General features: G+C 65.1%; 23 protein-coding genes. 12 read left to right on the top strand and 11 right to left on the bottom strand.

The window, feature by feature from the left end:
- Positions 1–106 precede the first annotated feature (106 nt).
- From BLT71_RS06330 to BLT71_RS06305, 5 genes are all read right to left on the bottom strand, one after another.
- Positions 107–2,320 carry an MDR family MFS transporter gene (locus BLT71_RS06330; protein WP_091718548.1) on the bottom strand — a complete coding sequence of 738 codons (2,214 nt, stop codon included), beginning with the start codon at positions 2,318–2,320 and terminating at the stop codon, positions 107–109.
- A complete protein-coding gene (locus tag BLT71_RS06325) occupies positions 2,313–2,810 on the bottom strand; it encodes a MarR family winged helix-turn-helix transcriptional regulator (protein WP_091718545.1) in 498 nt (165 codons plus the stop codon). Before BLT71_RS06325 ends, BLT71_RS06330 begins: the two co-directional genes overlap by 8 nt.
- 165 nt (positions 2,811–2,975) lie before the next feature.
- The gene (locus BLT71_RS06320; protein ID WP_091718543.1) at positions 2,976–4,688 is read right to left on the bottom strand and encodes a thiamine pyrophosphate-binding protein; all 1,713 of its coding nucleotides are present in this window, start codon (positions 4,686–4,688) and stop codon (positions 2,976–2,978) included.
- 6 nt (positions 4,689–4,694) lie between these two features.
- Entirely contained in the window at positions 4,695–5,759 is a 1,065-nt protein-coding gene (gene speB / locus BLT71_RS06315) for an agmatinase (RefSeq protein WP_091718541.1), read from the bottom strand.
- 531 nt (positions 5,760–6,290) lie between these two features.
- The gene (locus BLT71_RS06305) at positions 6,291–6,866 is read right to left on the bottom strand and encodes a helix-turn-helix domain-containing protein (RefSeq protein WP_091718537.1); all 576 of its coding nucleotides are present in this window, start codon (positions 6,864–6,866) and stop codon (positions 6,291–6,293) included.
- Between the two features lie 262 nt (positions 6,867–7,128).
- Here BLT71_RS06305 and BLT71_RS06300 point away from each other — a divergent pair, with 262 nt between their 5' ends.
- The gene (locus BLT71_RS06300; RefSeq protein ID WP_091718535.1) at positions 7,129–8,655 is read left to right on the top strand and encodes a sodium:solute symporter; all 1,527 of its coding nucleotides are present in this window, start codon (positions 7,129–7,131) and stop codon (positions 8,653–8,655) included.
- Between the two features lie 128 nt (positions 8,656–8,783).
- On the opposite strand, the gene BLT71_RS06295 is transcribed toward BLT71_RS06300, so the two are convergent.
- Positions 8,784–9,008, bottom strand: coding sequence for a hypothetical protein (locus BLT71_RS06295; protein WP_091718533.1), 225 nt, complete (start codon positions 9,006–9,008; stop codon positions 8,784–8,786).
- 278 nt (positions 9,009–9,286) lie between these two features.
- On the opposite strand from BLT71_RS06295, the gene BLT71_RS06290 reads away from it, so the two are divergent.
- Both BLT71_RS06290 and BLT71_RS06285 read left to right on the top strand, forming a co-directional pair.
- The gene (locus BLT71_RS06290; RefSeq protein WP_091718531.1) at positions 9,287–10,462 is read left to right on the top strand and encodes a VIT1/CCC1 transporter family protein; all 1,176 of its coding nucleotides are present in this window, start codon (positions 9,287–9,289) and stop codon (positions 10,460–10,462) included.
- A 27-nt stretch (positions 10,463–10,489) separates the two neighbouring features.
- Positions 10,490–11,431, top strand: a complete 942-nt coding sequence (locus BLT71_RS06285; RefSeq protein ID WP_091718530.1) for a matrixin family metalloprotease — start codon at positions 10,490–10,492, stop codon at positions 11,429–11,431.
- A gap of 43 nt (positions 11,432–11,474) precedes the next feature.
- Here the strand turns inward: BLT71_RS06285 and BLT71_RS06280 are convergent, their stop codons facing one another.
- Both BLT71_RS06280 and BLT71_RS06275 read right to left on the bottom strand, forming a co-directional pair.
- A complete protein-coding gene (locus BLT71_RS06280) occupies positions 11,475–12,608 on the bottom strand; it encodes an LOG family protein (protein WP_091718529.1) in 1,134 nt (377 codons plus the stop codon).
- A gap of 160 nt (positions 12,609–12,768) precedes the next feature.
- Positions 12,769–14,187: a sugar porter family MFS transporter gene (locus BLT71_RS06275; protein ID WP_091718527.1), complete on the bottom strand. Its 1,419-nt coding sequence runs from the start codon at positions 14,185–14,187 to the stop codon at positions 12,769–12,771.
- Between the two features lie 281 nt (positions 14,188–14,468).
- On the opposite strand from BLT71_RS06275, the gene BLT71_RS06270 reads away from it, so the two are divergent.
- Genes BLT71_RS06270 through BLT71_RS06260 form a run of 3 tightly spaced genes read left to right on the top strand, consistent with a single transcriptional unit; the run spans position 14,469 to position 17,174 of the window.
- Positions 14,469–15,209, top strand: a complete 741-nt coding sequence (locus tag BLT71_RS06270; RefSeq protein ID WP_091718525.1) for a GntR family transcriptional regulator — start codon at positions 14,469–14,471, stop codon at positions 15,207–15,209.
- Between the two features lie 17 nt (positions 15,210–15,226).
- On the top strand, positions 15,227–16,120 hold the full coding sequence (gene iolB, locus BLT71_RS06265; protein WP_091718523.1) for a 5-deoxy-glucuronate isomerase: 894 nt from the start codon (positions 15,227–15,229) through the stop codon (positions 16,118–16,120).
- 37 nt (positions 16,121–16,157) lie between these two features.
- Complete coding sequence (locus BLT71_RS06260; RefSeq protein WP_157693432.1) at positions 16,158–17,174, top strand: LacI family DNA-binding transcriptional regulator; 1,017 nt, start codon at positions 16,158–16,160, stop codon at positions 17,172–17,174.
- 34 nt (positions 17,175–17,208) lie between these two features.
- Here BLT71_RS06260 and BLT71_RS06255 read toward each other — a convergent pair whose 3' ends face one another.
- Positions 17,209–17,784: a recombinase family protein gene (locus tag BLT71_RS06255; protein WP_197676737.1), complete on the bottom strand. Its 576-nt coding sequence runs from the start codon at positions 17,782–17,784 to the stop codon at positions 17,209–17,211.
- A 564-nt stretch (positions 17,785–18,348) separates the two neighbouring features.
- On the opposite strand from BLT71_RS06255, the gene BLT71_RS06250 reads away from it, so the two are divergent.
- A complete protein-coding gene (locus BLT71_RS06250) occupies positions 18,349–18,810 on the top strand; it encodes a hypothetical protein (protein WP_091718518.1) in 462 nt (153 codons plus the stop codon).
- 129 nt (positions 18,811–18,939) lie between these two features.
- On the opposite strand, the gene BLT71_RS06245 is transcribed toward BLT71_RS06250, so the two are convergent.
- Complete coding sequence (locus BLT71_RS06245) at positions 18,940–19,713, bottom strand: SAM-dependent methyltransferase (RefSeq protein ID WP_091718516.1); 774 nt, start codon at positions 19,711–19,713, stop codon at positions 18,940–18,942.
- A 168-nt stretch (positions 19,714–19,881) separates the two neighbouring features.
- On the opposite strand from BLT71_RS06245, the gene BLT71_RS06240 reads away from it, so the two are divergent.
- The 5 genes from BLT71_RS06240 to BLT71_RS06220 all read left to right on the top strand — a co-directional run bounded on the left by BLT71_RS06240 (position 19,882) and on the right by BLT71_RS06220 (position 22,032).
- Positions 19,882–20,085: a hypothetical protein gene (locus BLT71_RS06240; RefSeq protein WP_091718514.1), complete on the top strand. Its 204-nt coding sequence runs from the start codon at positions 19,882–19,884 to the stop codon at positions 20,083–20,085.
- A 61-nt stretch (positions 20,086–20,146) separates the two neighbouring features.
- Complete coding sequence (locus BLT71_RS06235) at positions 20,147–20,611, top strand: hypothetical protein (protein WP_091718513.1); 465 nt, start codon at positions 20,147–20,149, stop codon at positions 20,609–20,611.
- Between the two features lie 145 nt (positions 20,612–20,756).
- Positions 20,757–21,116 (top strand): DUF2750 domain-containing protein, encoded by a 360-nt coding sequence (locus tag BLT71_RS06230; RefSeq protein ID WP_091718511.1) that lies wholly within the window; start codon positions 20,757–20,759, stop codon positions 21,114–21,116.
- Positions 21,117–21,118: 2 nt separating this feature from the next.
- Positions 21,119–21,535: an ankyrin repeat domain-containing protein gene (locus BLT71_RS06225; protein WP_197676732.1), complete on the top strand. Its 417-nt coding sequence runs from the start codon at positions 21,119–21,121 to the stop codon at positions 21,533–21,535.
- A 128-nt stretch (positions 21,536–21,663) separates the two neighbouring features.
- Positions 21,664–22,032 carry a hypothetical protein gene (locus BLT71_RS06220; RefSeq protein ID WP_091718509.1) on the top strand — a complete coding sequence of 123 codons (369 nt, stop codon included), beginning with the start codon at positions 21,664–21,666 and terminating at the stop codon, positions 22,030–22,032.
- Positions 22,033–22,140: 108 nt separating this feature from the next.
- On the opposite strand, the gene BLT71_RS06215 is transcribed toward BLT71_RS06220, so the two are convergent.
- Entirely contained in the window at positions 22,141–23,619 is a 1,479-nt protein-coding gene (locus BLT71_RS06215) for a sensor histidine kinase (RefSeq protein ID WP_091718507.1), read from the bottom strand.
- Between the last annotated feature and the right edge of the window lie 198 nt (positions 23,620–23,817).

Raw genomic sequence — 23,817 nt, 5'->3', positions numbered from 1 at the left:
CCAGCGGCGGTCCCTAACGAAAAAGGGCCGCCGCCCGTACCCGGATTACGGTCCGGATGCGGGCGGCGGCCCTGTTGTTCACGCGCGGCTGGTGACGCGCAGCGCCTTACTGGTCCCGAGGGGTCCCGGCAGGTGTTGCGGACGATGGGTTCGCGGCACTGTGCTTGCCGCGTCCGGCCAGGTACAGGGCGGCAGCTGCCTGCAGCTTGCGTTCCTTGAGCAGCTTGCGCTGCACCCTGCGGAGTTCAGCTGCCGTCGCTTCCTGCTGGGCGGCGAGGTCCCGCTGGGACCGCAGCTGCTCCTGAATGTCCAGCACCAGCCCGCCCAGTTCGGCCTGCTGCCGGGCCAGCAGGTGCTGGGTGTCCTGCAGCTTCCGGAGGGTGTCGGCGGCACTGGCCACGGCGTCGGCCGCCTTTTCGACAGAGTCGGCGGACCTGAGGTCCAACCCTTCGCTGCCGAACGTCCGGGCAAAAGCCTCCTCGAAGTCCTCGGTTGCTACGGACCTGGACGCGGCTGCGGCCGCTGCCTTGCCGCCGTCGTACGTCTTTGCCGGCGCGGCGCCTGTCCCCGGTCCTGCGTGGATTCCCGCCGGCCGCGCAGCTTCAGCGGTGCTGTATCCGCCATCCGCGTCGCGGGGAGCATCGGGGGAAACCATGGGCAGCTGCCCAGTCATGGCGGTCATCCCCGCCTCGCCGGCGGCGTTGGCCTCCAGGGCCTTTTCAGGAGTAATGTCCACGGTCTTGCGCAGCGGCACCTCCTTGATGAAGAGGACGGCGATCAGCGCAACCACGGCAACGACGGCGGAGATCATGAAAATCCCGGCAGTGGCGTCACCGTAAGCCGCACGCATGACGTCGGCGATCGGCGCCGGCAGGTCCTTGAGGTCCAGCGTGGCACCGCTGTTGCCGGTGGACTCGATGCCGAGCTTCGCCAGACCGTCAGTGGCCAGGTCCTTGACATGGTTGGCCATGACGGCGCCCAGCACGGAGACGCCGATGGCGCCGCCGACGGAGCGGAAGAAGGCAACGGAAGCACTGGCGGAACCGATGTCCTGGGCGCGGACGGTGTTCTGGACGGCAAGGACCAGGTTCTGCATGAGCATGCCAAGGCCGATGCCGAAGATGCCCGTGTAGATGCCGGTGAGCCAGAGTTCGGTGGTGTGGTCCATGGTTCCGGCCATCGCGAGGCCGCCGATCAGCAGGACGGTACCGCCCACCAGGAAGCCCTTCCACTTGCCGTAGCGGCTGATCAGCTGGCCCGAAACCACCGAACCGACGAGGTTGCCGGCAATCATGGGCAGCGTGAGCAGGCCGGCCTCGGTGGGCGTGGCGCCGCGGGCCACCTGGTAGTACTGGCCCAGGAAGGTTGAAGAACCGAACATGGCCACGCCAACAGCAACGGAGGCCACGATGGCCAGAGCGGTGGTGCGGTCGGAGATGATCTTCAGCGGGATGATCGGTGCGGACACCTTGGACTCAACCAGCACCAGCAGTGCCAGCAGCAGGACGCCGCCGCCCACCATCAGTGCCGACTGCCAGGACCACCAGTCGTAGTAGTCGGCCTTGCCGGCGAAGGACACCCAGATGAGGAGCAGGCTGACGCCGGAGGTCAGCAGGATGGCACCAAGCCAGTCGATCTTGGCGGGCCGCTTGACGTGCGGGATCTTCAGCGTGATTTGGAGCAGGATCAGGGCGACCACGGCCAGCGGCACGCAGACGAAGAAGGTCCAGCGCCAGCCCAGCGGGCTGTCCACGATGAAGCCGCCCAGCAGCGGGCCGCCGGCGGTACCGACGGCCATGACTGCGCCCATGTAGCCGGAGTACTTGCCGCGTTCGCGGGGCGGGATAATGGAGCCGATGATCGCCTGGGCCAGGGCGGTGAGGCCACCCATGGCGATGCCCTGGATCACGCGGGCGGTGAGCAGGAACGGGATGTTTTCCGAGAACCCTGCCATGACCGAGCCGGCCACGAAGATCACGATGCTCAGCTGGACCAGGACCTTCTTGTCGAAGAGGTCTGCGAGCTTGCCCCAGATGGGGGTGGTGGCCGCGTTGGCCAGCAGTGCCGCCGTGATGACCCACGCGAAGTCCGTCTGGGTGCCCTTGAGCTCGGACATGATGGTGGGCAGCGCGTTGGCCACAATGGTGCTGCTGAGGATGGCGGTGAAGAAGGCAGCGAGCAGGCCGGTGAGGGCCTCCATGATCTGCCGGTGGTTCATGGGTGCGCCGGGTTCGTGGCGCTTGGATTGCCGTGATTCCTGTTTGGCAGAGCGTTCGCGATGGCGCTCCTCCAGGTCCGCGGCGGCGGTGACGTTAGCCATTGAGGGACTCCTGCATGGTCTGGTGTTCGGTGGTGGTTCCGGCCGCCCTTGCCCGGATGGAATTCTTCAGTGAGGCTGTCAGTTTGTTGAGCATCGCGGCTGTTGCGATGGCATCGTCTTCGTTCCAGTCGGAGAGGTAGCCCTGCAGCGTCTCGGCCCGGTGCCGGATGAGCTCCGCCAGTTTTTCCTTGCCCCGCGGAGAGAGGGCCAGCAGCTGGGCCCTGCCATCGTCCGGATCCGGAGTCCTGACCACCAGGCCTGCGTCGGCGAGCTCAGCGATGTGCCGGCTGAGCACCGGGGGGCTGACGCCGAGGCGTTCTGCCAGGTGCGCCGCGCGGGTTTCCCCTTCGCCGATGAACTTGAGCACGCCCTGGAGGGCTATGCCGGTGTCCTGGCCTTTGACGTTCATCATGGTGACGCAGCGCAGCGCGCGCTGGAGGTCAAAGATATGGCCGACGAGATCGGCGGCGGTAGCCGGTGCGACAGACATGACCCTCCCTAAAGAATTAGTTGCTGCAAGCAACTGTATCAGGAAAAGGTTGCTTAGGGAAACGAATTGTCCCGCCGCCGTCGGCCGACTGCCGTCCTTAAACGGCAAACGCCCCCACACCGCTGCCATGGCAGGGTGCGGGAGCGTCGCTGCGACGATGCGCTGCTAGTCGCCCAGGTGCGTGGGTCCGAACATTTTCAGGAGCGTTTCAACCACGACGACGTTGGGGCCGTCGGCGGCGAATCCTGCCTTGAGCGCGTCCCCCACATCCCCGGGGGCCACTTTGACCGCGGGCACGCCGAACGCTTCGGCGAGCTTGACGAAGTCCGGGCGCGCAAGCTCCGTGGCGGTGGCCTTACCGAAGGCGCCCACCATGTATTCGCGCAGGATGCCGTAGCCGCCGTCGTCCACGATCAGCCAGGTGACCGGGACGTTGTGCTGCTTTGCCGTGGCCAGCTCCGAAATGGAGTACATGGACGAACCGTCGCCGGATACAGCCAGCACCCGGGCAGAACCAGCGGTCTTCCCCAGCGTTTCCAGGCCTACGGCAGCCCCGATGGCAGCCGGGAAGCCGAAGCCCAGGCCGCCGGCGCCCTGGGCCGAGTGGAACTGCCCCTCGCGGGAGTCCCAGCAGGACCAGCCCCAGTAGGAGGCGATGGTCATGTCCCAAAAGGTCTGCATGTCCGCTGGGACGGCCTCGCGGATGTCCGCCATGAACGCCAGTTCCTTGGCGAGGTCCTGGGACTCCAGCCTGGCTTTTACCTTGGTGAGGGATTCCTTCACCAGCTCTTCGGGCGTGGAGCCATGCCAGTCAACTGCAACTTCGGCCGGCGCCAGCGCTTCGTCCAGGGCTGCGAGCGCCTGCCCGGCGTCGGCCCGGATGCCCAGGCCGGGCCGGTTGGATTCCAGGACGCGGGGTTCGGCGTCGATCTGGATGATCCGGCCGCGGGGTTCGAACGTGAAGTAATTGGAGGTGACCTCCCCCAGGGACGAGCCGATGACCACCAGCACGTCCGCGTCCTCGAGGACGTCGGTCATGTACCGGTCTTCGATCCATGACTGCAGCGACAGTTCGTGGGTCCAGGGGAACGCGCCGTTGCCACCCGGAGTGCAGATGACGGGCGCACGGAGTTTCTCGGCAATGGACAGCAACGACTGCTCCGCATTGCCGCGGCGGGTGCCGCCGCCGGCGATGATCGCCGGACGCCTGGCCCCCTGGAGCCACTTCACGGCTTCGCGGACCAGTTCGACGCGCGGCGGGTTGTCCGCGGCCTCGGCCAGCGCGTCCTCCACCGGCGGGACCATGATGGGATCCAGCAGGACGTTTTGCGGGATCTCGATCCACACGGGGCCCTGGGGCGAGGAGATGGCCTCTGTCCAGGCGTCCTGGATGGCGGACGGGATACCCGAGGCGTGCTGGATCAGCCGCTGGCTCTTGGTGACGTTAGCGGCCGAGGCCTTCTGGTCATCGAGCTGGTGGAGCATGCCCTTGCGCCGGGCACCCAGCCCCTCCAACGGGATCTGGCTGGCCACTACCACCATGGGCACACCGGTGGCGTAAGCCTCCTGCAGCCCGGCCAGTGAGGTCAGAGCGCCGGGGCCGGTGGACAGGAACAGGACGCCCACTTCACCGGTGGCACGGGAGTATCCGTCGGCGGCGAAGGCGGAGTTGTTCTCCACCCGGGAGGAGACAAACTGCAGGTTTCCGCGGCCCATGGCGTCAAAGAGTCCCAGCGCGTGCTGGCCGGGAATGCCGAAGACGGTCTTTGCGCCCAGGGCTTCAAGGGTCTCGACGACGAGGTCCCCGCCGTTGCGGGCGCCTGTGCCGGGTTCTGCACTTGCGCCCGGTGCCGCCGCGCCCGGATCGACGTCGATCATGGCCGCCTACTCCTTGCCCGCTGCAGCGAACCCTGCCGGCCGGCGGACTTCCTGCCCGAGGGCCTGGCTTGCGTAGCCGGTGGCTGCGCCGAAGCGGTCGCCGGGCACGGCGTTGTCTGCCATCAGCGTCACCAGTTCGTAGGCTACGTGGCTTCCGGCGACGCCGGTGATTTCCGCATGGTCGTAGGCCGGGGCCACTTCCACGACGTCGGCGCCCACCAGGTTCATGCCGCGGAAGCCCCTGATGATCTCCAGGAGTTCGCGGCTGGTGATGCCGCCCGCTTCGGGGGTTCCGGTGCCGGGTGCGTGCGCCGGGTCGAGGACGTCGATGTCCACCGAGATGTAGAGGGGGCGATTGCCGATCCGGTCGCGGACCTTGGCCACGGTTTCCAGGACCCCCTGGTAGTAGACATCCGCCGAGGTGACGATGCCGAACCCGAAGCGGTGGTCGTCGTCGAGGTCCTTCTTCCCGTAGAGCGGACCGCGGGTGCCGATGTGGCTAATGGCCTCGGTGTCGAGGATGCCTTCTTCGACGGCACGGCGGAACGGGGTGCCGTGGGTGTATTCAGCACCGAAGTAGGTGTCCCAGGTGTCCAGGTGCGCGTCGAAGTGGAGCATGGCGATCGGACCGCCGGCGCGTTCAGCGGCGGCGCGGAGCAGGGGCAGCGCAATGGTGTGGTCGCCGCCGAGCGTCACCAACTTGCTGCCGCCGGCGGTGAGGTCCAGGGCGTTCTGCTGGATGGTTTCGATGGCCTCGTTGATATTGAACGGGTTCACTGCCATGTCGCCCGCGTCGGCCACCTGGACGTTCTCGAACGGGCTGACGTCCCAGGCCGGGTTGTACGGGCGCAGCAGCCGGCTGGCCTCGCGGACGTGATTGGCCCCGAACCTGGCCCCCGGCCGGTAGGAGACGCCTGAGTCGAAGGGCACGCCCACCAGCGTGACGTCAGCCCTGGCCACCTGGTCCAGCCGCGGAAGGCGCGCGAACGTGGCCGCTCCGGCGTAGCGCGGAATCCGGGACGAGTCGATGGGTCCAAGGTTGCCGTTGGCTTCGATGCGCAGCTCTTCCATGCGGGTTTCTCCTTTGAAGAGTGAGGGGCTGATGTGACTGCCATCATACACCCCTGTTTTCCAATGCGCATCAAGTGTTTACCTTCAGCACCGGGCAGCTCTGTGCACTCCTGCCCACTTACCGCCGCTGTCTCTACGCGGTAACACCGGAGATCCGCGCCAGTCCGGCCGCGGACGGCCAACGGACCGCAGGAAACCGGGACGGAATGCACACGCACCCGAGCTCCCGGTTGCCCACTTACGCCAGCAACCAGGTTCCGCGCACTCTCGCTACACCGTCCAATGGCCACATGGACATCCTCGAATACGTTCGGCAGTCGGGCGGCGTGGCCCGTTCCGGCCAACTCCGGGACGCGGGGTTCCCAGTGCTGGCTGCAGAGCCGCGCAAAGCGGGCTGGTGATCGTGCACTCCACCCCGGTTACTCCGACGCGGATGCACTGCGGCCTGCGGAATCCGGGGAGACAGACTGGCCTCTGACAGGGACGAGCAAGAGTTACCGGGCAGGAAGGCCCGCAGATGGAGGGAAGAAGTTAACGGCTGGCGGCGGGCACCAGCACCCAGAGCACTTCCACCGGCTTGTCGGTGGGGTTGATCCAGGTGTGCGGTTCACGGCCGGGGAAGGTGACGGTATCCCCCGCACTGAGGTCGTATTCCTCATTGGTAAGGATCAGCCGGATGCTGCCCTTGGTGACGTGCAGGACGTCGACGTCGCAGTCCACGGCATAGAGCTCGGACTCGCCGCGGCCGTGCGGCTCGATGACGGCCTGGATGATCTGGATGCGCCGCTCGGACCGGGCCGTCAGCAGGCGTTCCACAATCCCCTGGCCGCCGAGGGAGATCCGCGGGCCTTCATTGCGCTTGGTGAGATGGGTTTCCGGGGACACGAAAAGGTCGCCGATGGAAATGGAGAGGACCTGGCACAGCGTCACCAGCGAGGCAACAGAAGGCGAGGTGAGGTCACGCTCCACCCTGCTGAGGAAGCCCTTGGTCAGCCCGGTGGCGTCCGCTACCTGCTCGATGGTGAGCCGCTGGGACTGCCGCGCCGCGCGAATCCGGGAGCCGATGGCAACCGGAACATTGCTGGGCTCAACTGGCAGTGCCTTCATTCACGAACCTTTCATAGCCGGCAGTCCGGCCCCGCTCTGCAGCAATACTAATGGCCACCACCATGTGTGACGCCTCCATGGCGCGCGGGCCCAGACCATGAACTTCCCCTTGACTGTTACTGCGGTCACAGCCTAATCTTTGGAAACACCTGTTGCCTATAAGGCAATTATCGGGAGCTTCCTCCCCTTTTTCCATCTCCCGCAGTTCAGTCCGGATCCCCGCCGGGCACGTCGGCTGCCAATCAGCTCCAAGGAACCCAACATGGATGCAAGTGTCATCAACATCGCCATCGTGGTGGTGTACCTCGTCGCAATGCTGGCGTTCGGCTGGTGGGGCAAGTCCCGCACCCGCAACAACAGCGACTTCCTGGTGGCAGGCCGCCGCCTGGGACCCTTCCTCTATACGGGCACCATGGCCGCCGTCGTCCTCGGTGGTGCCTCCACCGTGGGCGGCGTCGGCCTGGGCTACAAGTTCGGCATTTCCGGCATGTGGCTGGTGGTGGCCATCGGCGCCGGCGTCCTGCTCCTCAGCCTCGCCTTCGCCGGCACCATCCAGAAGCTGAAGATCTATACCGTCTCCCAGATGCTGTCACTGCGCTACGGCAGCCAGGCCACCCGCACCTCCGGCATCATCATGCTCGCTTACACCCTGATGCTGTGCGCCACGTCCACCGGCGCCTACGCCACCATCTTCGTGGTGCTGTTCGGTTGGGACCGGGCCCTGGCCATCGCTGTCGGCGGCGCCATCGTCCTGGTGTACTCCACCATCGGCGGCATGTGGTCCATCACCCTGGCCGACCAGGTCCAGTTTGTGATCAAGACCGTGGGCATTTTCTTCCTCATGCTGCCCTTCACGCTCAACGCCGCGGGCGGGCTGGACGGCATCCGCAGCCGCGTGGAAGCCAGCTTCTTCCAGATCGACGGCATCGGCGTCGAAACCATCATCACGTACTTTGTGGTCTACACCCTGGGCCTGCTGATCGGCCAGGACATCTGGCAGCGCGTGTTCACCGCCAAGACGCCGAAGGTAGCCCGCTGGGGCGGCGCCACCGCCGGCATCTACTGCATCCTCTACGGTGCTGCCGGCGCCCTCATCGGCCTCGGCGCACGCGTGGCCCTGCCCAGCATCGACGTCGCCACCGAAGGCAAGGACGTGGTCTACGCCGAGGTGGCCCAGAACCTGCTCCCCATCGGCATCGGCGGCCTGGTCCTCGCCGCAGCCGTTGCGGCCATGATGTCCACCGCCTCCGGCGCCCTCATCGCTGCCGCCACCGTGGCCCGTGCCGACGTGCTGCCGTTCGTTGCCGGCTGGTTCGGCAAAACCGTCAACACGGACGATTCCGACAACCCCGAGCACGACGTCAAGGCCAACCGCCTGTGGGTCCTGGGGCTGGGCATCGTGGCCATCCTGATCGCCATCGTCACCAAGGACGTGGTGGCTGCGCTCACCATCGCTTACGACATCCTGGTGGGCGGCCTCCTCGTGGCCATCCTGGGCGGGCTCGTCTGGAAGCGCGGCACAGGCATTGCCGCGGCAGCCTCCATGGCCGTGGGTTCCGTGGTGACGCTGGGCACCATGATCATCCTGGAGGTCAACGCCGTGGAACCACTGGCAGGCGTTTTCGCCAACGAACCGATCTACTTCGGCCTGATCAGCTCCGCGGTGGTGTACATCGCCACGTCCCTGCTCACCCGTCCCACCGAGCCGCACGTCATGCGCAACTGGCAGCGGCGTGTGGCAGGGCAGGACTCGCAGGAAGAGTCCGCTGAGCGGATTGCCGCCAACTGACCGGACCCGCAGAAGCCGAAGGGTTTCCTGCACGCACTGGTTCAAGGCAACGCACGACGGCGGCGCCTCGTTTCGCGGACAGCGGGAGGAGGCGCCGCCGTCGTCCGTCCTGCGCCCCTTGGCGCGGCTTACCCGTCTTCACGGACCTCGTCCGGATCGAGCGGGACCACACGGTCCTCGGCGTCGACCACCACCGGCGCTGCATGGACTACCGGCTCCTCCTGGTCCAGGAACTCGTCCTCGGTGTCCCAGTCCTCGCTGGCGGCCGGTGTGTCTTCGGCGTAGTCGTATGCGGGGTCCGCCTCCACGGCGTCCAGGTGCGGCATGTCCGGGTGCTGTCCGGTGGTGCCCATGATTCAACCTCCGTGTGTTCGCCTGACGTGCTCTTGTTGGCGGCGGCCGGGCTGCGCCGTACTTTCATCTCAACACCGCGGATGGGCCGGGTCAAGGGTCCAACGGCCGGCTGTGGACAGTGCCGGGACGGCCTCTCCGGGAACGCCGGGAGCGCCACCGGATTAAGGCATACCGAAACCCGGAAGCGAGGAATGCCAGCCGAAATACCGCGGAAATTCGCAGTAGGCTGGCTCTGCAACGGGGCCGAATACCATGTCCCACCAGCCCAGGAGTTTTCGTGTCGCAGCACGCCCAGTCCACGCCAAACCATTCCACCCCGCACCATTCCAGCCCGGAGTCCACGCCCCGTACCGGCGCAGCGGGACACCACCCCACACCGTCGTCCGCGGACCTCAAGCGGTGGCGCCAATACCTTGCCGACGAACGGGCCGAGGCCTCCGTCTACCGGGACCTGGCCCAGAACCGCGAGGGTGAGGAACGCGAGATCCTCCTTGCCCTCGCCGAGGCCGAGGGCCGCCACGAAGCCCACTGGCTGGGACTGCTCGGCGACCAGGCCGGGAAACCGCGCCCTGCCTCGGCCCGCAGCCGGATGCTCGGCTTCCTGGCCCGCCACTTCGGGTCGGTCTTCGTGCTCGCGCTGGCGCAGCGGGCCGAAGGGCGCTCGCCCTACGCCAAGGACCCCAACGCCACCGAGGCCATGGCCGCGGACGAACAGATCCATGAGGAAGTGGTCCGCGGGCTGGCTACCCGGGGCCGCAACCGCCTTGCCGGCACCTTCCGTGCCGCGGTCTTCGGCGCCAACGACGGGCTGGTCAGCAACCTGTCGCTCGTGATGGGCATGGCGGCGTCCGGCGTCGCCAGCAGCGTGGTGCTGCTCAGCGGCATCGCGGGCCTCCTGGCCGGCGCCATGTCCATGGGCGCCGGTGAGTTCATCTCTGTCAGGTCCCAGCGGGAACTCCTGGCCGCCACCCGCCCCACGCAGGTCACGCTGGCTGCCGCCCCCAAGCTGGATCTGGAACACAACGAGCTCCTGCTCGTGTACCTGGCCCGTGGCATGTCCCACGAAGCAGCCGAACACCGGGTGGCCGAACGCATGGGCCTGCTCTCCTGCGACTGCGATCCCAGCCTGTCGCTCCAGCCCGAGCTGCCGGAGGAGGAGGACCAGCACGAGGCCGTGGGCACCGCTTGGGGAGCCGCGTTGTCCAGCTTCTGCTTCTTCGCGTCCGGCGCCATCATCCCCATCCTGCCGTTCCTGTTCGGCCTGACCGGGGTCACCGCCCTGGTGGTGGCCGGCGCCCTGGTAGGCGTGGCGCTGCTGGCAACCGGCGGCGTCGTCGGCCTGCTGTCCGGCACGTCGCCCCTGACCCGGGGCCTGCGCCAGCTGGGCATCGGCCTGGGCGCTGCCGCTGTCACCTACCTGCTGGGGCTCGTCTTCGGCACCGTCGTCGGCTAGCAGCGGCCCTGCCGTGAAAGGCCTTTAGTGGAGGAATTCCCGCCCAGGCATGCCGGGAGCAGCCCCCAACGCAAGCACGGCCTGGTTTACCGGGCCGTGCTTGTGGTCGCGCTGTGCACCGCCGCGGTACTGGGCGGCGCCCTGGCCCTGGGCGATCCGCGGATCAGCCAACTGCTGACCCAAGGTCAGGGACCCGGCCAGGTCCCCGAACACTCGCAAGCACAACCCGAAGCTGGCCGGGAGGACCCCCTCCCCGGGCTCGCCGGCGAACCATCCGCGGCCAGTACGGAAGCGCCCCCTCCGGGGTACGAGGAGGAGCCGGTTCCGCTTGCCGAGCCGGAGGTTCCGGCAGCGGGCAGCGACTCCTACCGCTTCCTGGCGGTCAACGGCGACGGCACCCCCGTGGGCTACTCGCCCTGCCGCCCCCTCCACTACGAGGTGAATGACCAGTTGGCTCCTGAGGGGTCGGAACGGCTCGTCCCAAATGCCATCAGCATCATTTCGGCCGCCACCGGCATTACCTTCGTCTATGACGGCACCACCGGCGAACAGCCCTCGCCGCAGCGCGCCGCGTACCAGCCGTCAGCCTATGGCGAGCGCTGGGCGCCGCTGCTGATCGCCTGGACCACGCCGGAAGCTTCTCCGGAACTTGCGGGCAAGGTGATCGGCACAGGCGGAAGCACGCACTTCAGTTTCGACGGCGGTCCCAAGACCTTTGTCACCGGCAGCCTGGACCTGGATGCCCCGCAGATCACCGATGAACTGCGGCAGCCGGACGGGAGGCTGTACGCCGCGGCGGTCATCCTGCACGAGCTGGGCCACGTGATGGGACTGGACCATGTGGCCGACCCCGCCCAGCTGATGTATCCGGAAATCGGCGGTTCGGTTGGCGCCTCGGGGAGCCTCGCAGACGGGGACCGCAACGGCCTGTATGAGCTGAGCAAGGCGCAGTGCCGGAAAGACCTCTAGCCCCATACGTACCGTAGGCCGCCCGGGAAAAGTTCAGTGCCCGTCAGTCCTGCAACACCGCCACGGCCTGGTCCACGGTGTCCACCAGGAAGATCCGGTCCTCCATGGCGCGGCCCGCCGCGAGCTGCCGGAGCAGGGGCCAGGCGGGGTAGTCGCGGGTCCAGTATTGGGTGCCCACCAGGACCATGGGCGTCACCTTTTCCCGTGCGCCGTAGTAGTTCTCGCAGGCGTCCTGGAAGATTTCCTGGACCGTTCCGGCGGCGCCGGGGAGGAAGATGATGCCGCCCCGGCAGACGTCCAGCAGCACGGCCTCGCGGATGGAGTTGGCGAAGTACTTGGCGATGTGGGTGGCGAAGTAGTTGGGCGGCTCGTGCCCGTAGAACCAGGTGGGAATTCCCAGCGAGGGTGTACCGCCGGGGTAGCGTTCGACGACGGCTGCCGCGGCGCGTGCCCACGCGGACACGGAAGGGCGGAAGCCGGGGACGGCAGCCAGGAGGCCAAGCGCGGTCTGCAGCACGCCGTCGTCGTGCCCGCCCAGGTAGGCGCCCAGGTTGGCGGCCTCCATGGCGCCCGGCCCGCCGCCGGTGGCCACTGCATGTCCGCCGCTGACCAGGAGCCGTCCCAGCCGCGCGGCCTCCGCGTAGTCCGCACTCCCCCGTTTCGCCGCGTGCCCTCCCATGACGCCCACCATGCGTTTCCCGGACCAGGGGCCGGCCCGGAGTACTTCGTCGAGCGCATCGCCGATGGCATGGTCGTGCAGGGAAGATGCCAGGGTGGCTTCCACGCGGTGTTCCCGGCCCGGCTGGATGCTCCAGTGGTAGATCCGCGCATCCGGCAGCTCTTCGTAGGGAGCGTCGGCCAGCCCTTTGTACAGTTCGGCAGGCGAGTAGAGGGCTGAGCGGTAGGGATCGAAGGGGACCCCCTGCAGCCGCGGGAAGATCAGGGCTCCCCTGCCGCGCAGCTTGCCTTCCATCCCGTCGTCGAACGTGCAGCCCAGGAACAGGGCGTCTTCCACGACCAGGCCGTTGAGCGCCGCCGACCTGCCGCGCAGGTCCAGGGACTGCGCATGCCATCCGTGGGCATGGACCGCCCCCGCGGCGACCAGCCGGTCGAAGCTCTCCAAGTCCTCGACTTCGAGGCTGCGGGGCGTTGGCCCCAGCTTTCCGGAATGGCTCATGGCTGCCGTCGTCGTCCGCCGCTGGTCATGGGTTCAGCCTAGGCCAGCGGGCGCGAACGCGGGGCCGGACCCTGCCCGACCGGCTGGTACCGGAAGGGCTGGGTCCGACCCCGCGATGCTTGCAGGCGGATATCAGGATGCGGCGGTCTTCGCCGGAGTGCTAGGCGGAAACCCTTGCCGGCACCGCACCGTCACGGAAGTGTGCCTCAAGGTCCTCAAGCGAGTGGCCCTTCGTTTCCGGGACGAATTTCGCCACGAAGGCCAGCGACGCGACGTTGACCAGGACGAACAGTCCGAAAGTTCCGGTGGAGCCGAGGGCGTTGACCACGATGGGGAACAGGAATGAGATGGCGGCGTTGACGGTCCACAGGGCGAAGACCGCGATTCCCATCGCAAAGCCGCGGATGGCCAGCGGGAACATCTCCGAGAGCAGGAGCCAGACGCAGGTACCGATGAAGCACTGGACGAAAGCCACGAACAGCATCATGGCGGCCAGGATGATGTAGCTGGCAAGGTCGGACTGGGGCAGGAGGAAGACGATAGCCAGCAGTGCCTGTGAGCCCACCACGCCGGAGAAACCGATGACCAGCATTTTGCGGCGGCCCACAAAGCCCAGCAGCCAGATGCCCAGGATGGTCATCAGCACCGAGGTGACGCCGACGCCGATGGTGGCCACGAGTGAGGCACTGACGCCGAGCCCGCTCTTTTCAAGGATGGTGGGTGCGTAGTAGTTGACGGTGTTGATTCCGGTTGCCTGCTGGACGGTGGCCAGACCGATGCCGATCCATAGCAGCCGGCGCATCCAGGGGTTGTTCTTCAGGCCGCGCCAGGCGTGGCCACGCTCTTCCTTGGCGGTGCGGGCGGTCCGGGCGATTTCCTCGAATTCGGCAGCGGCCTGTTCCGGGGTGCGGCTCATGGCCAGGACGCGGCGGCTGTCTTCGAGCCGTCCGCGGATGGCATACCAGCGCGGCGATTCAGGAAGCATGAGCATTCCGGCAAGGAGCGCCAGGGCGGGGAGCGAGGCGATGCCCAGCATGGTGCGCCACACTTCGGTGTCGTGGATGAGGGCGTCCAGCAGGGCGTTGATGGCGAAGGCCAGCATCTGGCCGGTAACGATCATGAGTTCGTTGATGGTGACCATCCGCCCGCGAAGGTGGGCCGGCGCCATTTCGGCGAGGTACAGCGGACAGGTGACCGCAGCTGCACCGACGCCCAGGCCCAGGATGATGCGGGCGGCGACCATGAACGTGACGTTGGGCGCGATGGCACAGCCGATCGCGCCAGCCAGGAACAACAGCGCGCAGACCAGCAGCGAGCCGCGGCGGCCCAGCTTGTCCGCCATCCGGCCACCGGCCAGGGCTCCAACGGCGGCACCGGGGAAGAGCAGGGCGCTGACAACTGTGGCTTCTTCGACGGCGGTCATGTTCAGGGAGTCGTTCATGTACAGCAGGGCGCCGGAGATCACGCCGGTGTCGTAGCCGAACAGCAGGCCGCCGAGGGTGGAAATGACGGTCAGGCGGGCCAGGTAGCCCCGGCGGGTGGACCCGGCGGCACTGGGGGAAGGTTTCTGCAACAGCATTGTTGCCTCTCAGATTCTTTAGGGACCGAACGGTCCGGAATGTGATGCGTGCCACCAGATTAGAGCGCTCTAATCTCTGCGGTCAAGAGAAAGTCTTAATGTCAGAACAATTTAATTTGTGAGCTCTTGGGCCAACCGGCGCGCATGCAGCCTTGACCCAACAACCCCGCCTGCTACGATCGAACCAGAAAGTATGTCCTATCAAGAGAACATATGGCGGCAAAGCGGCTGCGCCCCATCCGGGCGGAACCGGACGCCGCGACCGAGAACAGGAACACACCGTGGCGAACAACCTGGGCCTCAGCATCGACCGCTCCTCCCCCGTGCCGCTCTACCACCAGGTGGTCCAGGGCATCGAGGCGGCCATCCACAGCGGAGTGCTGGAACCGGGCAGCCGGCTGGATAACGAGATCGACCTCGCGGCGCAGCTGAACCTCTCCCGGCCCACCATGCGCAAGGCCATGGACGAACTGGTGCGCTCAGGCCTGCTGGTGCGCAAGCGCGGCGTCGGAACCCAGGTGGTTTCCAGCCAGGTCCGCCGCCCGCTGGAACTCTCCAGCCTCTACGACGACCTCACCAACAACGGCAAGAAGCCCACCACCGAGGTGCTCAGCTTCTCCCACATTGAGGCCGACGACGCCACCCTGGCCATCCTCCAACTGCCCGCCGGGTCCAAGGTGTACCACTTCACCAGGTTGCGGAAAGTGGGCGGAAAGCCGCTGGCCCTGATGGAGAACTGGGTGCGCGACGACATCGCCTCCATGGACGAAGCGATGCTGTCAGCCGAAGGCCTCTACTCGATCCTCCGTCGCGGCGGCGTCAACTTCCGGCTGGCCACGCAGCGGATCGGGGCCGTGACGGCCAACGAGTACCAGGCTTCCATGCTGGACGCGGCCGAAGGTTCGGCCCTGGTCACCATGGAACGCACCGCGGTGGACGACACCGGCCGGCACATCGAGACCGGGCACCACGTCTACCGCGCCGATTCCTACAGCTTCGAAATGACTCTCGTACAACGCTAAACCGCAAGGAACACTCCATGACCAACTGGGTCTACCCCCTGGGCACTGCCGCCGACGGCACCTGGGACGTTTCGATCGGAACGTCTGATTCAACCCTCTCCGTGGATGGGTGGGCCCACACGGGCCTGAAGGTGGCCACCCTGGCCGCGGGCGCCGCCGTCGAACTTCCCGCCGCGGACGAAGAACGCATTGTGGTGCCCCTTAACGGGTCCTTCACCGCCACCGTGGACGGCACCGGCTACCCGCTCGCCGGCCGCGCATCGGTATTCGCCGGCCCCAGCGACGTGCTCTATACCGGCACCGGGCGCGCCGTCACCATCAGCTCGGCCGACGGCGGCCGGGTCGCCATCGCGACGGCACCTGCCAAGGCGTCATACCCCACCCGGCTGGTACCGGCCGCGGACACCCCCGTGGAACTGCGCGGCGCGGGCAACTGCTCCCGGCAGGTCCACAACTTCGGCACACCGGCCGCGCTCGAAGCGGACCGGTTCATCGTCTGCGAAGTCCTCACTCCCGCCGGGAACTGGTCCTCCTATCCCCCGCACAAGCACGACGAGGAAAAGGACGGCGAGACCCACCTCGAGGAGATCTACTACTTCGAGACGCAGGTTGCCGACGGATCCGGAGCACCGTCCGACGCCGATGCCATCGGCTACCAGCGCGTCTACGCCTCCGACGAACGGCCCATCGACGTCTCCGCCGAGGTCCGCACCGGCGACGTCGTCCTGGTCCCTTACGGCTGGCACGGCCCTGCCATGGCGGCCCCCGGCTACGACCTGTACTACCTCAACGTCATGGCGGGCCCCGGCCCCGTCCGGGAATGGCTGATCAGCGACGACCCGCACCACGGCTGGGTCCGCCAGACCTGGGACACCCAAAACATCGACCCGCGGCTGCCCTTCGGAGCCTAAGGCCGGGCCGGGCCGCCGGCTGGCATAGTGGAGTCTTGTGAAACAGATTTCCCCTTCGCCGCGGTCCGTAACCATGGAGGATGTGGCGCGCGAGGCCGGAGTCAGCCGGGCGCTGGTGTCCCTGGTGATGCGCGATTCCCCCAAGGTCTCTCCCGCCAAGCGGACTGCGGTGCTGGAAAGCGCAGCCGCCCTTGGCTACTCCCCCAACCGGCTGGCCAGCCGGCTGGCCAGCCACCGTACCCACACACTGGGCGTGCTGTTCCTGGACCTGCACAACTCCGTCTTCGCAGACATCTATGACGGCCTCAGCGCGGGGCTGGCCGGCAGCGGCAACCAGGTGATGGTCGCCGTCGGCTCCGCGGATCCGCGCACGGAGATCGAAGCGGTGCGCTCGTTCGTGGACTTGCGCGTGGACGGGGTAATCCTGGCCGGGTACACCGGCACGTCCGAGGACCTCGCGGCCGCCCTGCGCGGGACACCCTGCGTGGTGATCACCCGGGAGTTGGAGGCCGACGGCGTCGACTCGGTTTTGACGGACGACTTCCGTTCCGGGGTGCTCGCCGTGGAGCACCTCGTCGGCCTGGGGCACCGCCGGATTGCGCACGTGGACATCTCCGATTGGCTCCCGTATACCGCCCGCCGCGAAGGTTACCTGCACGCCATGAAGGAGCACGGCCTGGCGCCCCAGCTGGTACACAGCGACATGACCGAACGCGGCGGACGCGCGGTGATGGAGCAGTTCCTCGACTCGGGGGCGGAGCGGCCCACCGCGATTTTCACGCACAACGACCTTACGGCCATCGGTGTCATGGAGGCCCTCACCGCCCGGCGGCTGTCCATCCCTGGTGACGTTGCCATTGTTGGTTGCGACAACATTGAGTTTGCCGCTTCCCCGCTGATTGGCCTGACGTCCATATACCAGCACGCCAGGGAGTTGGGTCAGGTGGCTGCGAGGGCCATGCTGGACCGGATCGCCGGGACCGCCGGGCCGGCGACGACCCGCAAACTGGAACCGGCCCTGATGGTCCGCCGTTCCTCGGACCCCGCAGCCTGATCCCCTGACGCTAAGCAGGGGCGCCGCTCAAGATTCATATGGTGCGCCTCTTAAGTTCGCGGTATACCGTCGTCCGTGACACGCTGAACAACTCGGCCAGCTCGGCCTGCGTGTGCTCTCCGGCATCGTGCAGTGTCAGAAGGTGCTTCCGCTGTGTCTTGGATAATTTCGGCTGCTTGCCCTTCAGTCGCCCCTTCGCCTTTGCAACGGCCATGCCTTCGCGGGTGCGCATCCGGATCAGATCGGCTTCAAACTCGGCCACCATTCCCAGGACGTTGAACAGCAGCCGGCCTACCGGGTCCGTCGGATCGTGGGTGCTGCCCCCGAGGCTGAGGACTACCCCTTTGGCTGTCAGCTCGTCGGCGATGTCCTTGGCATCCGAAAGGGAGCGCGCCAGCCGATCAAGCTTCGTCACCACGAGGGTATCGCCGGCCCGGCACGCAGCCATCGCTTCACGGAGCCCCGGGCGTACCCGATTGGCGCCGGTCAGTCCGTGATCGACGAAGATCTGCTTCTCATCAACCCCAAGGGCAAGGAGAGCGTTTCTTTGGGCGGTGAGGTCCTGGTCGATCGTCGAGACCCGGGCGTAACCGATCTTCATTCCAGTCATGAGGATCATGATTGCAGTAATCCCCCCATCACCGCGCATTTCACCGTGCGGGTCTTACGCACATGGCCGGGGGTCAGCGACCGCGCGGAACGTGGCGGCGGGCTTCTGCGCACGATGATCGACCGCCTTACGGGCAGCCGCACAGGTACCCATCGTTCTTTGTCGCAAGTCTTGCTAATTTGAGCTATGTATCGAGAACAGTTGGAGCAGTCTTCCGTAGCTCAATTGAGTTCTTTGAGATTGAGTCGATTTCTCATTGGTATAAGCCTCCTGCTCTCCAGCACTGTGCTGTTTGAGTGGGATGTGACGCTGAAAACTTGGGTTGCCGTTGCGGCTTTTGCTTGCGCAGCCTTCTCCCTCTACCAGGGAGCCCTTGCTTGGTCGGAGTTGAAACGTCGTGAGCGACGTCAACCTGAACAACAAAGCTCTCCGCCGAGCTCCCGCTGAATCAAAGCCCGTCTCTCGTGGGCGCTTGGAATGCGTCCACTACGGGATCCTTAAACGGACAGATTTCGGGGTTTTTGGAGATCCAGACTTAGTGGACACTGTGACTATGGTTTATCCATGGATGGCAGGGAAACTGACAGCGTGCGCATGGTGTTTCTCCGCGACCAAATTGGCCACGTTCCAAGCAAACAGTATCCGGATATCGCGGCAGATTTGCTAGTGCATGGCTATGATTCCCCGGCCCTCCGGGAACTGGCCGGACACCCGCGCAGTGATCCACTCGGCGCACGCGACTTATGGCTCCAAGCCAGGCAAGAGTTGGGCAGGCCATTTGAGGATGACTCCGTTGCCCGCCGCGTCTTGGTCAGAAACTGGCTGCATGAAATCGTTGACGGGACCTTGGCGCCGCGCACCGGTGCGGGTTTGACCTTCCGGGAGGGCTGGCTGGCCTTAGGCCAGCCCACAGAACTGGATCACTTGGTTGTCCTCATGGACGACTGGGATGATATGCCGCGAAACCGTGAAGACATTTGCGGTCAGATCGTGGCCGCTGCTCGCACGGCCCTGACTGTTTGGTAGTCCGCCGAGGACTGTCCGCACAACCCCATCTTGTCCCAGTAGCGGATCGGCTTGCGGGCGGTGGGCCACCCCCCTGGTGGAACGCCAGCATGTCTGTGCGTCACATGAGGGGTGAGTCGCAGTGGACTTCTACCCCCTCAGGCAGAAATACGCCATTCCGAGTACGCCTCGGTAGCCCTCTTCATATGCAGCGCGCTGTTCCTCATATCGCCGACGGACCTGCTCTGCGGCGGGATGGTCGGCATCATGTGCCTCTAGCCAACGGGTAAACCTGTCGCGAAACCCGGCCTCGAAGACGTCCCACTCCTCAACGCTTGCCTGATCGTCGTCCACCACCTCGAAACCAGCGGCGTGGATCTGCTCGCGCAGCGCATCTGCTGTTAGGTACTCGTCATCACGTCCAGCCAGAGGGGCGGTGGCCGCCGGATGAGGTGTTGCTGACCAGATCGCCTCGCCGTAGACGAGTCGGCCACCGGGAAGCACCAGAGATCGAAGGGCGCGCAGGGCTGCGGCGTAGTCGAGCGGCTGCGCGTCCTCTACCGGCGGCCCCCAGATCTGGCTCGCGCCGATGCAGATGACAACGTCTGCGGGGCGATCCTGGGCTTCTAGCCCAGGCATCGAATTAAACGTCGCTCTGTCGAGCAGCCCACGAGTCAATGCTTGTTGCCTCGCTCGGTCAATGAACGCGGAAGCACTGTCCACTCCGCGTCCTCGTGCCTGCGGCGCCGACGACAAAACCCGAAGTAGTAGTTCACCCCATCCGCACCCCATGTCCAGAACCTCAGCCGGCGCCGGGTCGGACAGGAACGCCACAAGGTGTGCAGCGCGTTCCTCGGAGAGCGGGGTAAGCCAGGTCAGGGACTCATAGAGGGGCGGCAGTTCAAGCGAAGTGGTGTCGGTCACTCGATGATGTTCTCACGATTCACAGAAGCAACTGCTTGTCCGTAAGCCTGTGGTGCTGCGGACTGCTCGGCACCCGGTCAAGGATCCTTTACCGGACGTTGGCAATCGAGATGAGCCGGCCGGCGATCAACCGCTGAATGAGCCTCCATATGAAGCTAGGATTCGGGAATGGATGACGACTCGGGACGCCGCAAACTCATTCTTTTGACGGTCATTTTAATCCTGGTGGGCGGTTTCCTCATCACAGCTGCTGTATTGGCGCGCGATTCGATTGGCAACTTCACAAGCTGGCTCATGATCATAGCCGCCTTAGGAATCTCACTCGGCGTACCTGCCCTATGGCGTCGGCGCCGCAACCAGCGGTCCCGTTAGACGATCCCTGCCGGGCGCATGACGTGCTCATATCGCGCGAGACCTATGTAAAGCTGATCAGATGAAGCTGCAGCCGACCCCTGCCCAGGCCATGGCCCTGTTGGCCTCGGGACTGCTAGACGTCAAGGCCTTTCCCGACATTGCTGCCCAGTGGCTGGTAGATGGCATGGATTCGGAGAACCTTCGCATGCTTGCTGGCGCCGACAACCAGGATCCTAACGACATCCGCGACTTATGGACAGCAACCCTAAACGACCTCGCATTCCAGCCCGTACCACTTGAAAACCGCTGGCCTCTGATCTGGGCATACGAACTGTCCACGTGGAAAGCTGGCGAGCGAACCAAAGGCCAAGTTCTCCGAGACGCCGTTAAATACCTTCAAGAAGTCGAATATGAAGACCGGGACGCCGAGGAAGCCTGGGAACTTTGGTACCTGTGGGACGCGCTCGGCAGCACCTACGACCCACCCAGGACCGATGCTGAGATTTGGGGCGATGTGGAGAGGTACCTCCACAGCTTCGATTGACCTACTTCGGGATCCGCGTGGGCTCTGGCGACACGTGCAGATGAAGATCCTTCACCGGGCCGCGCCTTGGCCCTGTCCACGGTCCGGCGCCGATGAGGGTTTCGTGGGCTGCTTGCTGGCCTGCCTTGCGTCATAGGCTGTGGGAATGAGTGTCAGCGCAGCGCATGCAACTGTCTTCTACGAAGAGATCCTCAAGAACGGTGAGGTGTGGGCGATCCGCGATGCAGGTGGCCTCCCGGCCCCGCTCAACGGGGATGGTGATCGCAGCATGCCTTTCTGGTCCCTTCGGAGCAGAGCAGAGCGCGTTATCGCGAATGTCCCCGACTACAGGGACTTCGAACCGATGGCCATCCGCTTGGACGCGTGGCGCACCCGCTGGATCGACGGCCTCGAGGGTGACGGGATTCTCGTGGGCCTCAATTGGACCGGTGCTCGGGCGACAGGTTATGACTTCAGACCAGCGGAAGTGCGCACCCGACTTGGCGCTATCGAGAACAAGGAATGAACGTGGACAACGAGCCGAGGCACCGGGTGGACCCTGCCGGCCGTTCTCCACTCCACTACGCTGCGCTGGAAGACGATGCCGAGGCAATAGCACGGTTGCTAGCCGCGGGATCGTCGCCTGACGTTGTGGACCGCCAGGGCTTCACGCCGCTTCATCTCGCAGCGCAGGAATTCGCCCCTGCGGCGGCTGCCTCTCTGATCGATGCAGGAGCAAAGGTCGACGCGGAGAACGTCTTCGGCAACACATCACTTTGGATCGCCGTATTTAATTCCAAAGGTCGGGGTGAGCTGATCGGACTGCTCCGTGCCCACGGCGCTGACCCGCTGCACGTCAACGCAAGCGGGCAGACGCCGGTCGGCCTAGCAAGGCTCATTGGCAACTATGACGTAGCGCAGTACTTCCAGGACATACCCGGATAGCAGCCTGGCGGCATTCCTGACAGCCCCTCCTCATTGGCACGCTGACGGATCCCTTTGCGTGCCGTCGAGCCGCAGCAAGAGTTCCCGCTGGCAAGGTGAAATGATGTGGCCAACCAAGAGGAGAAACAATGAACGTTACAGTCCATGCACCGTTGCCTAACGCGATCTTTCTCGTGCTGGGTTCTCAGGAAGCGACGCTTCCAGATGTCACCGCGGAGGGGCTCGTTTGGGCGAGCGAGGACGCTCTAATAATCGGTGGGACTAACGACATGGACGGAGACACAACAATTCATCTGTCTGGACAGGAGCCCGCGCAGGAACTTATCCCGCTCGCATCCCAAGTGATTATGTGCTCGACAGGAGAATTGACCCTGGAGACGGTGTACGGCGAAAAGCTGTCGCAATATGAGGTTCCGGCTGGCACATCGAGGATCGGCATCTGGGTAGATGATCTTCGGGAACCGGGCAATGTGCATCTGCAGGTGGTCAGCGCCTAAATCCTGACAAGCCGGCCAGTGCCTGTCCCCCCTGTAAATCCACGGTTGGCCGCCCGGTAGAGGATCGCCCAACGTGGATAGGCCCTTCAAGACAACGTGGCCGGGACTTTACCGCTCAAGTGGAAGTCGAATGGTGAAGCTTGTGCAGCCTGGACGGGATGACATTGTGAGGCTTCCGTGGTGGGCCTGGAAAATCGCTCGGGCGATTGGTAGTCCGAGTCCGGTCCCGCTTTTGGCTCGTGCTCTGGAAGTTTCACCGGTCACGAATGGTTCGAAGACCTTCTCGCCTAGTTCATCGGGAATCCCGGGCCCGTTGTCAGCGATGGATAGTTCTACCTGATCGGGGAGTGTCGTGGCCTCGGCGTGGATGGCCGATGACGAACCACTGTGCTGCGCGGCGTTATCTATTACTGCGTCGAAGGCTAAGGTCAGCTGCCCTAAGTCCCCGATGAAGGGAACGGGGTCATCGACAGGCGTGAGGCTCCAGGAGTGGGTTGGGTGCTGCTCGATCGCGCGGAAAATACGTTCTTCAAGAAGGGCCACGAGATCCAGCGATTCTTGGCGCATATTTTCGGCAGCATCAGCCCTGGCCAAAGTCAGCATACTGCTGACGAGGCCGGCTAACCTTTCTGTCCCAGAGTTGATTTCCGTCAGAAGCGGGGCGATCTGTGGTGCGGCATGAGCGAATTGCCCGGCCATTTCGGCATAGCCCTGTATGACGGCAAGTGGGGTTCGAAGTTCGTGGCTCGCATCGGAGATAAAGCGGCGAAGCTGCTCTTCCTTTCGCTCCCGTGCAGCCAGGCTTTGAGCGACGTTTCGAATCATGTCACCTGTTGCGCGGGAGAGGGCCACTACTTCCGTCGAGTCCCGGGGCGAGGTGCGTGGAGGCTCGATGGTGAAGGGCCTTTCGTTCAGATCTGATTTGGTTATCGACTTGGCAAACGAGGTCAGTCGTTCCAACGATCGGAGAGCGAGTCCGGAAAGGACGTAGAGAGCGGGGACGGCGACCAACAATGCGCCAATGGATAAAACGGCGCCTAAGATCGTCAGCTGACGTATGACGTTGTCCACGGGTTCCAGCGAGTACCCGAGAATTGCTGTGCTCCCGTCCCCTGGCAGACGCTTTGAGATGTAGCGGTACGAGCCGGCGGCAAGCCTGAGGGTCGAGGGCCGTTCCGTGGGCCCAGCGGCCGCGACTGCGACCACGTCCGGGTCGCTGAGTGTGCGGAGGTTGCCCGTCCGGTCGTAGATGCCAGCTTGAACTACGGTGCCATTGACAGTTATCGCCCCCAGGGAATCTGGTGGCTGGCGGGCCGCGATAAAGTCAGGCGGCCCGAAGCGTTCCGTCGGCTGATGGCGCGCGCTCTGGACTGGGAAGGATGTAAGGAGTCGGCTATCAATCTCATCGACCAGATACCCTCGCAGCAGAACTCCCATTGTTAGATTCAGCAATACAAAGACGACCAGCATCGCGGCCGCCGACAGACCTACCAGCCGGCTTCGCAACGTCCCGAAAAGCCGGCTGCGACTATCACTTCCACTTCGGCAGAAACGCAGTTTCTTCAGTCTCTCCTGTGCCAGGTCCACAATTCATCCTTCGAACCCGGCATAAGGATAAGGTGTGTTTAACCTGTAAATCTCCTGTGAAATACCCGAAAGCTCGGATCTGCCTTTGCGGCTCGGTTCCGGGCGTGGGCGTGGGGAAGAAACGCGAGCCCGTGCGTTTAGGGATCCCTTTGCGTGCCGTCGAGCCGCAGCAAGAGTTCCCGCTGGCAAGGTGAAATG

Source organism: Pseudarthrobacter equi, from assembly GCF_900105535.1.
Classification (GTDB): domain Bacteria; phylum Actinomycetota; class Actinomycetes; order Actinomycetales; family Micrococcaceae; genus Arthrobacter; species Arthrobacter equi.
This window is presented reverse-complemented; position numbering and strand designations above follow the sequence as displayed.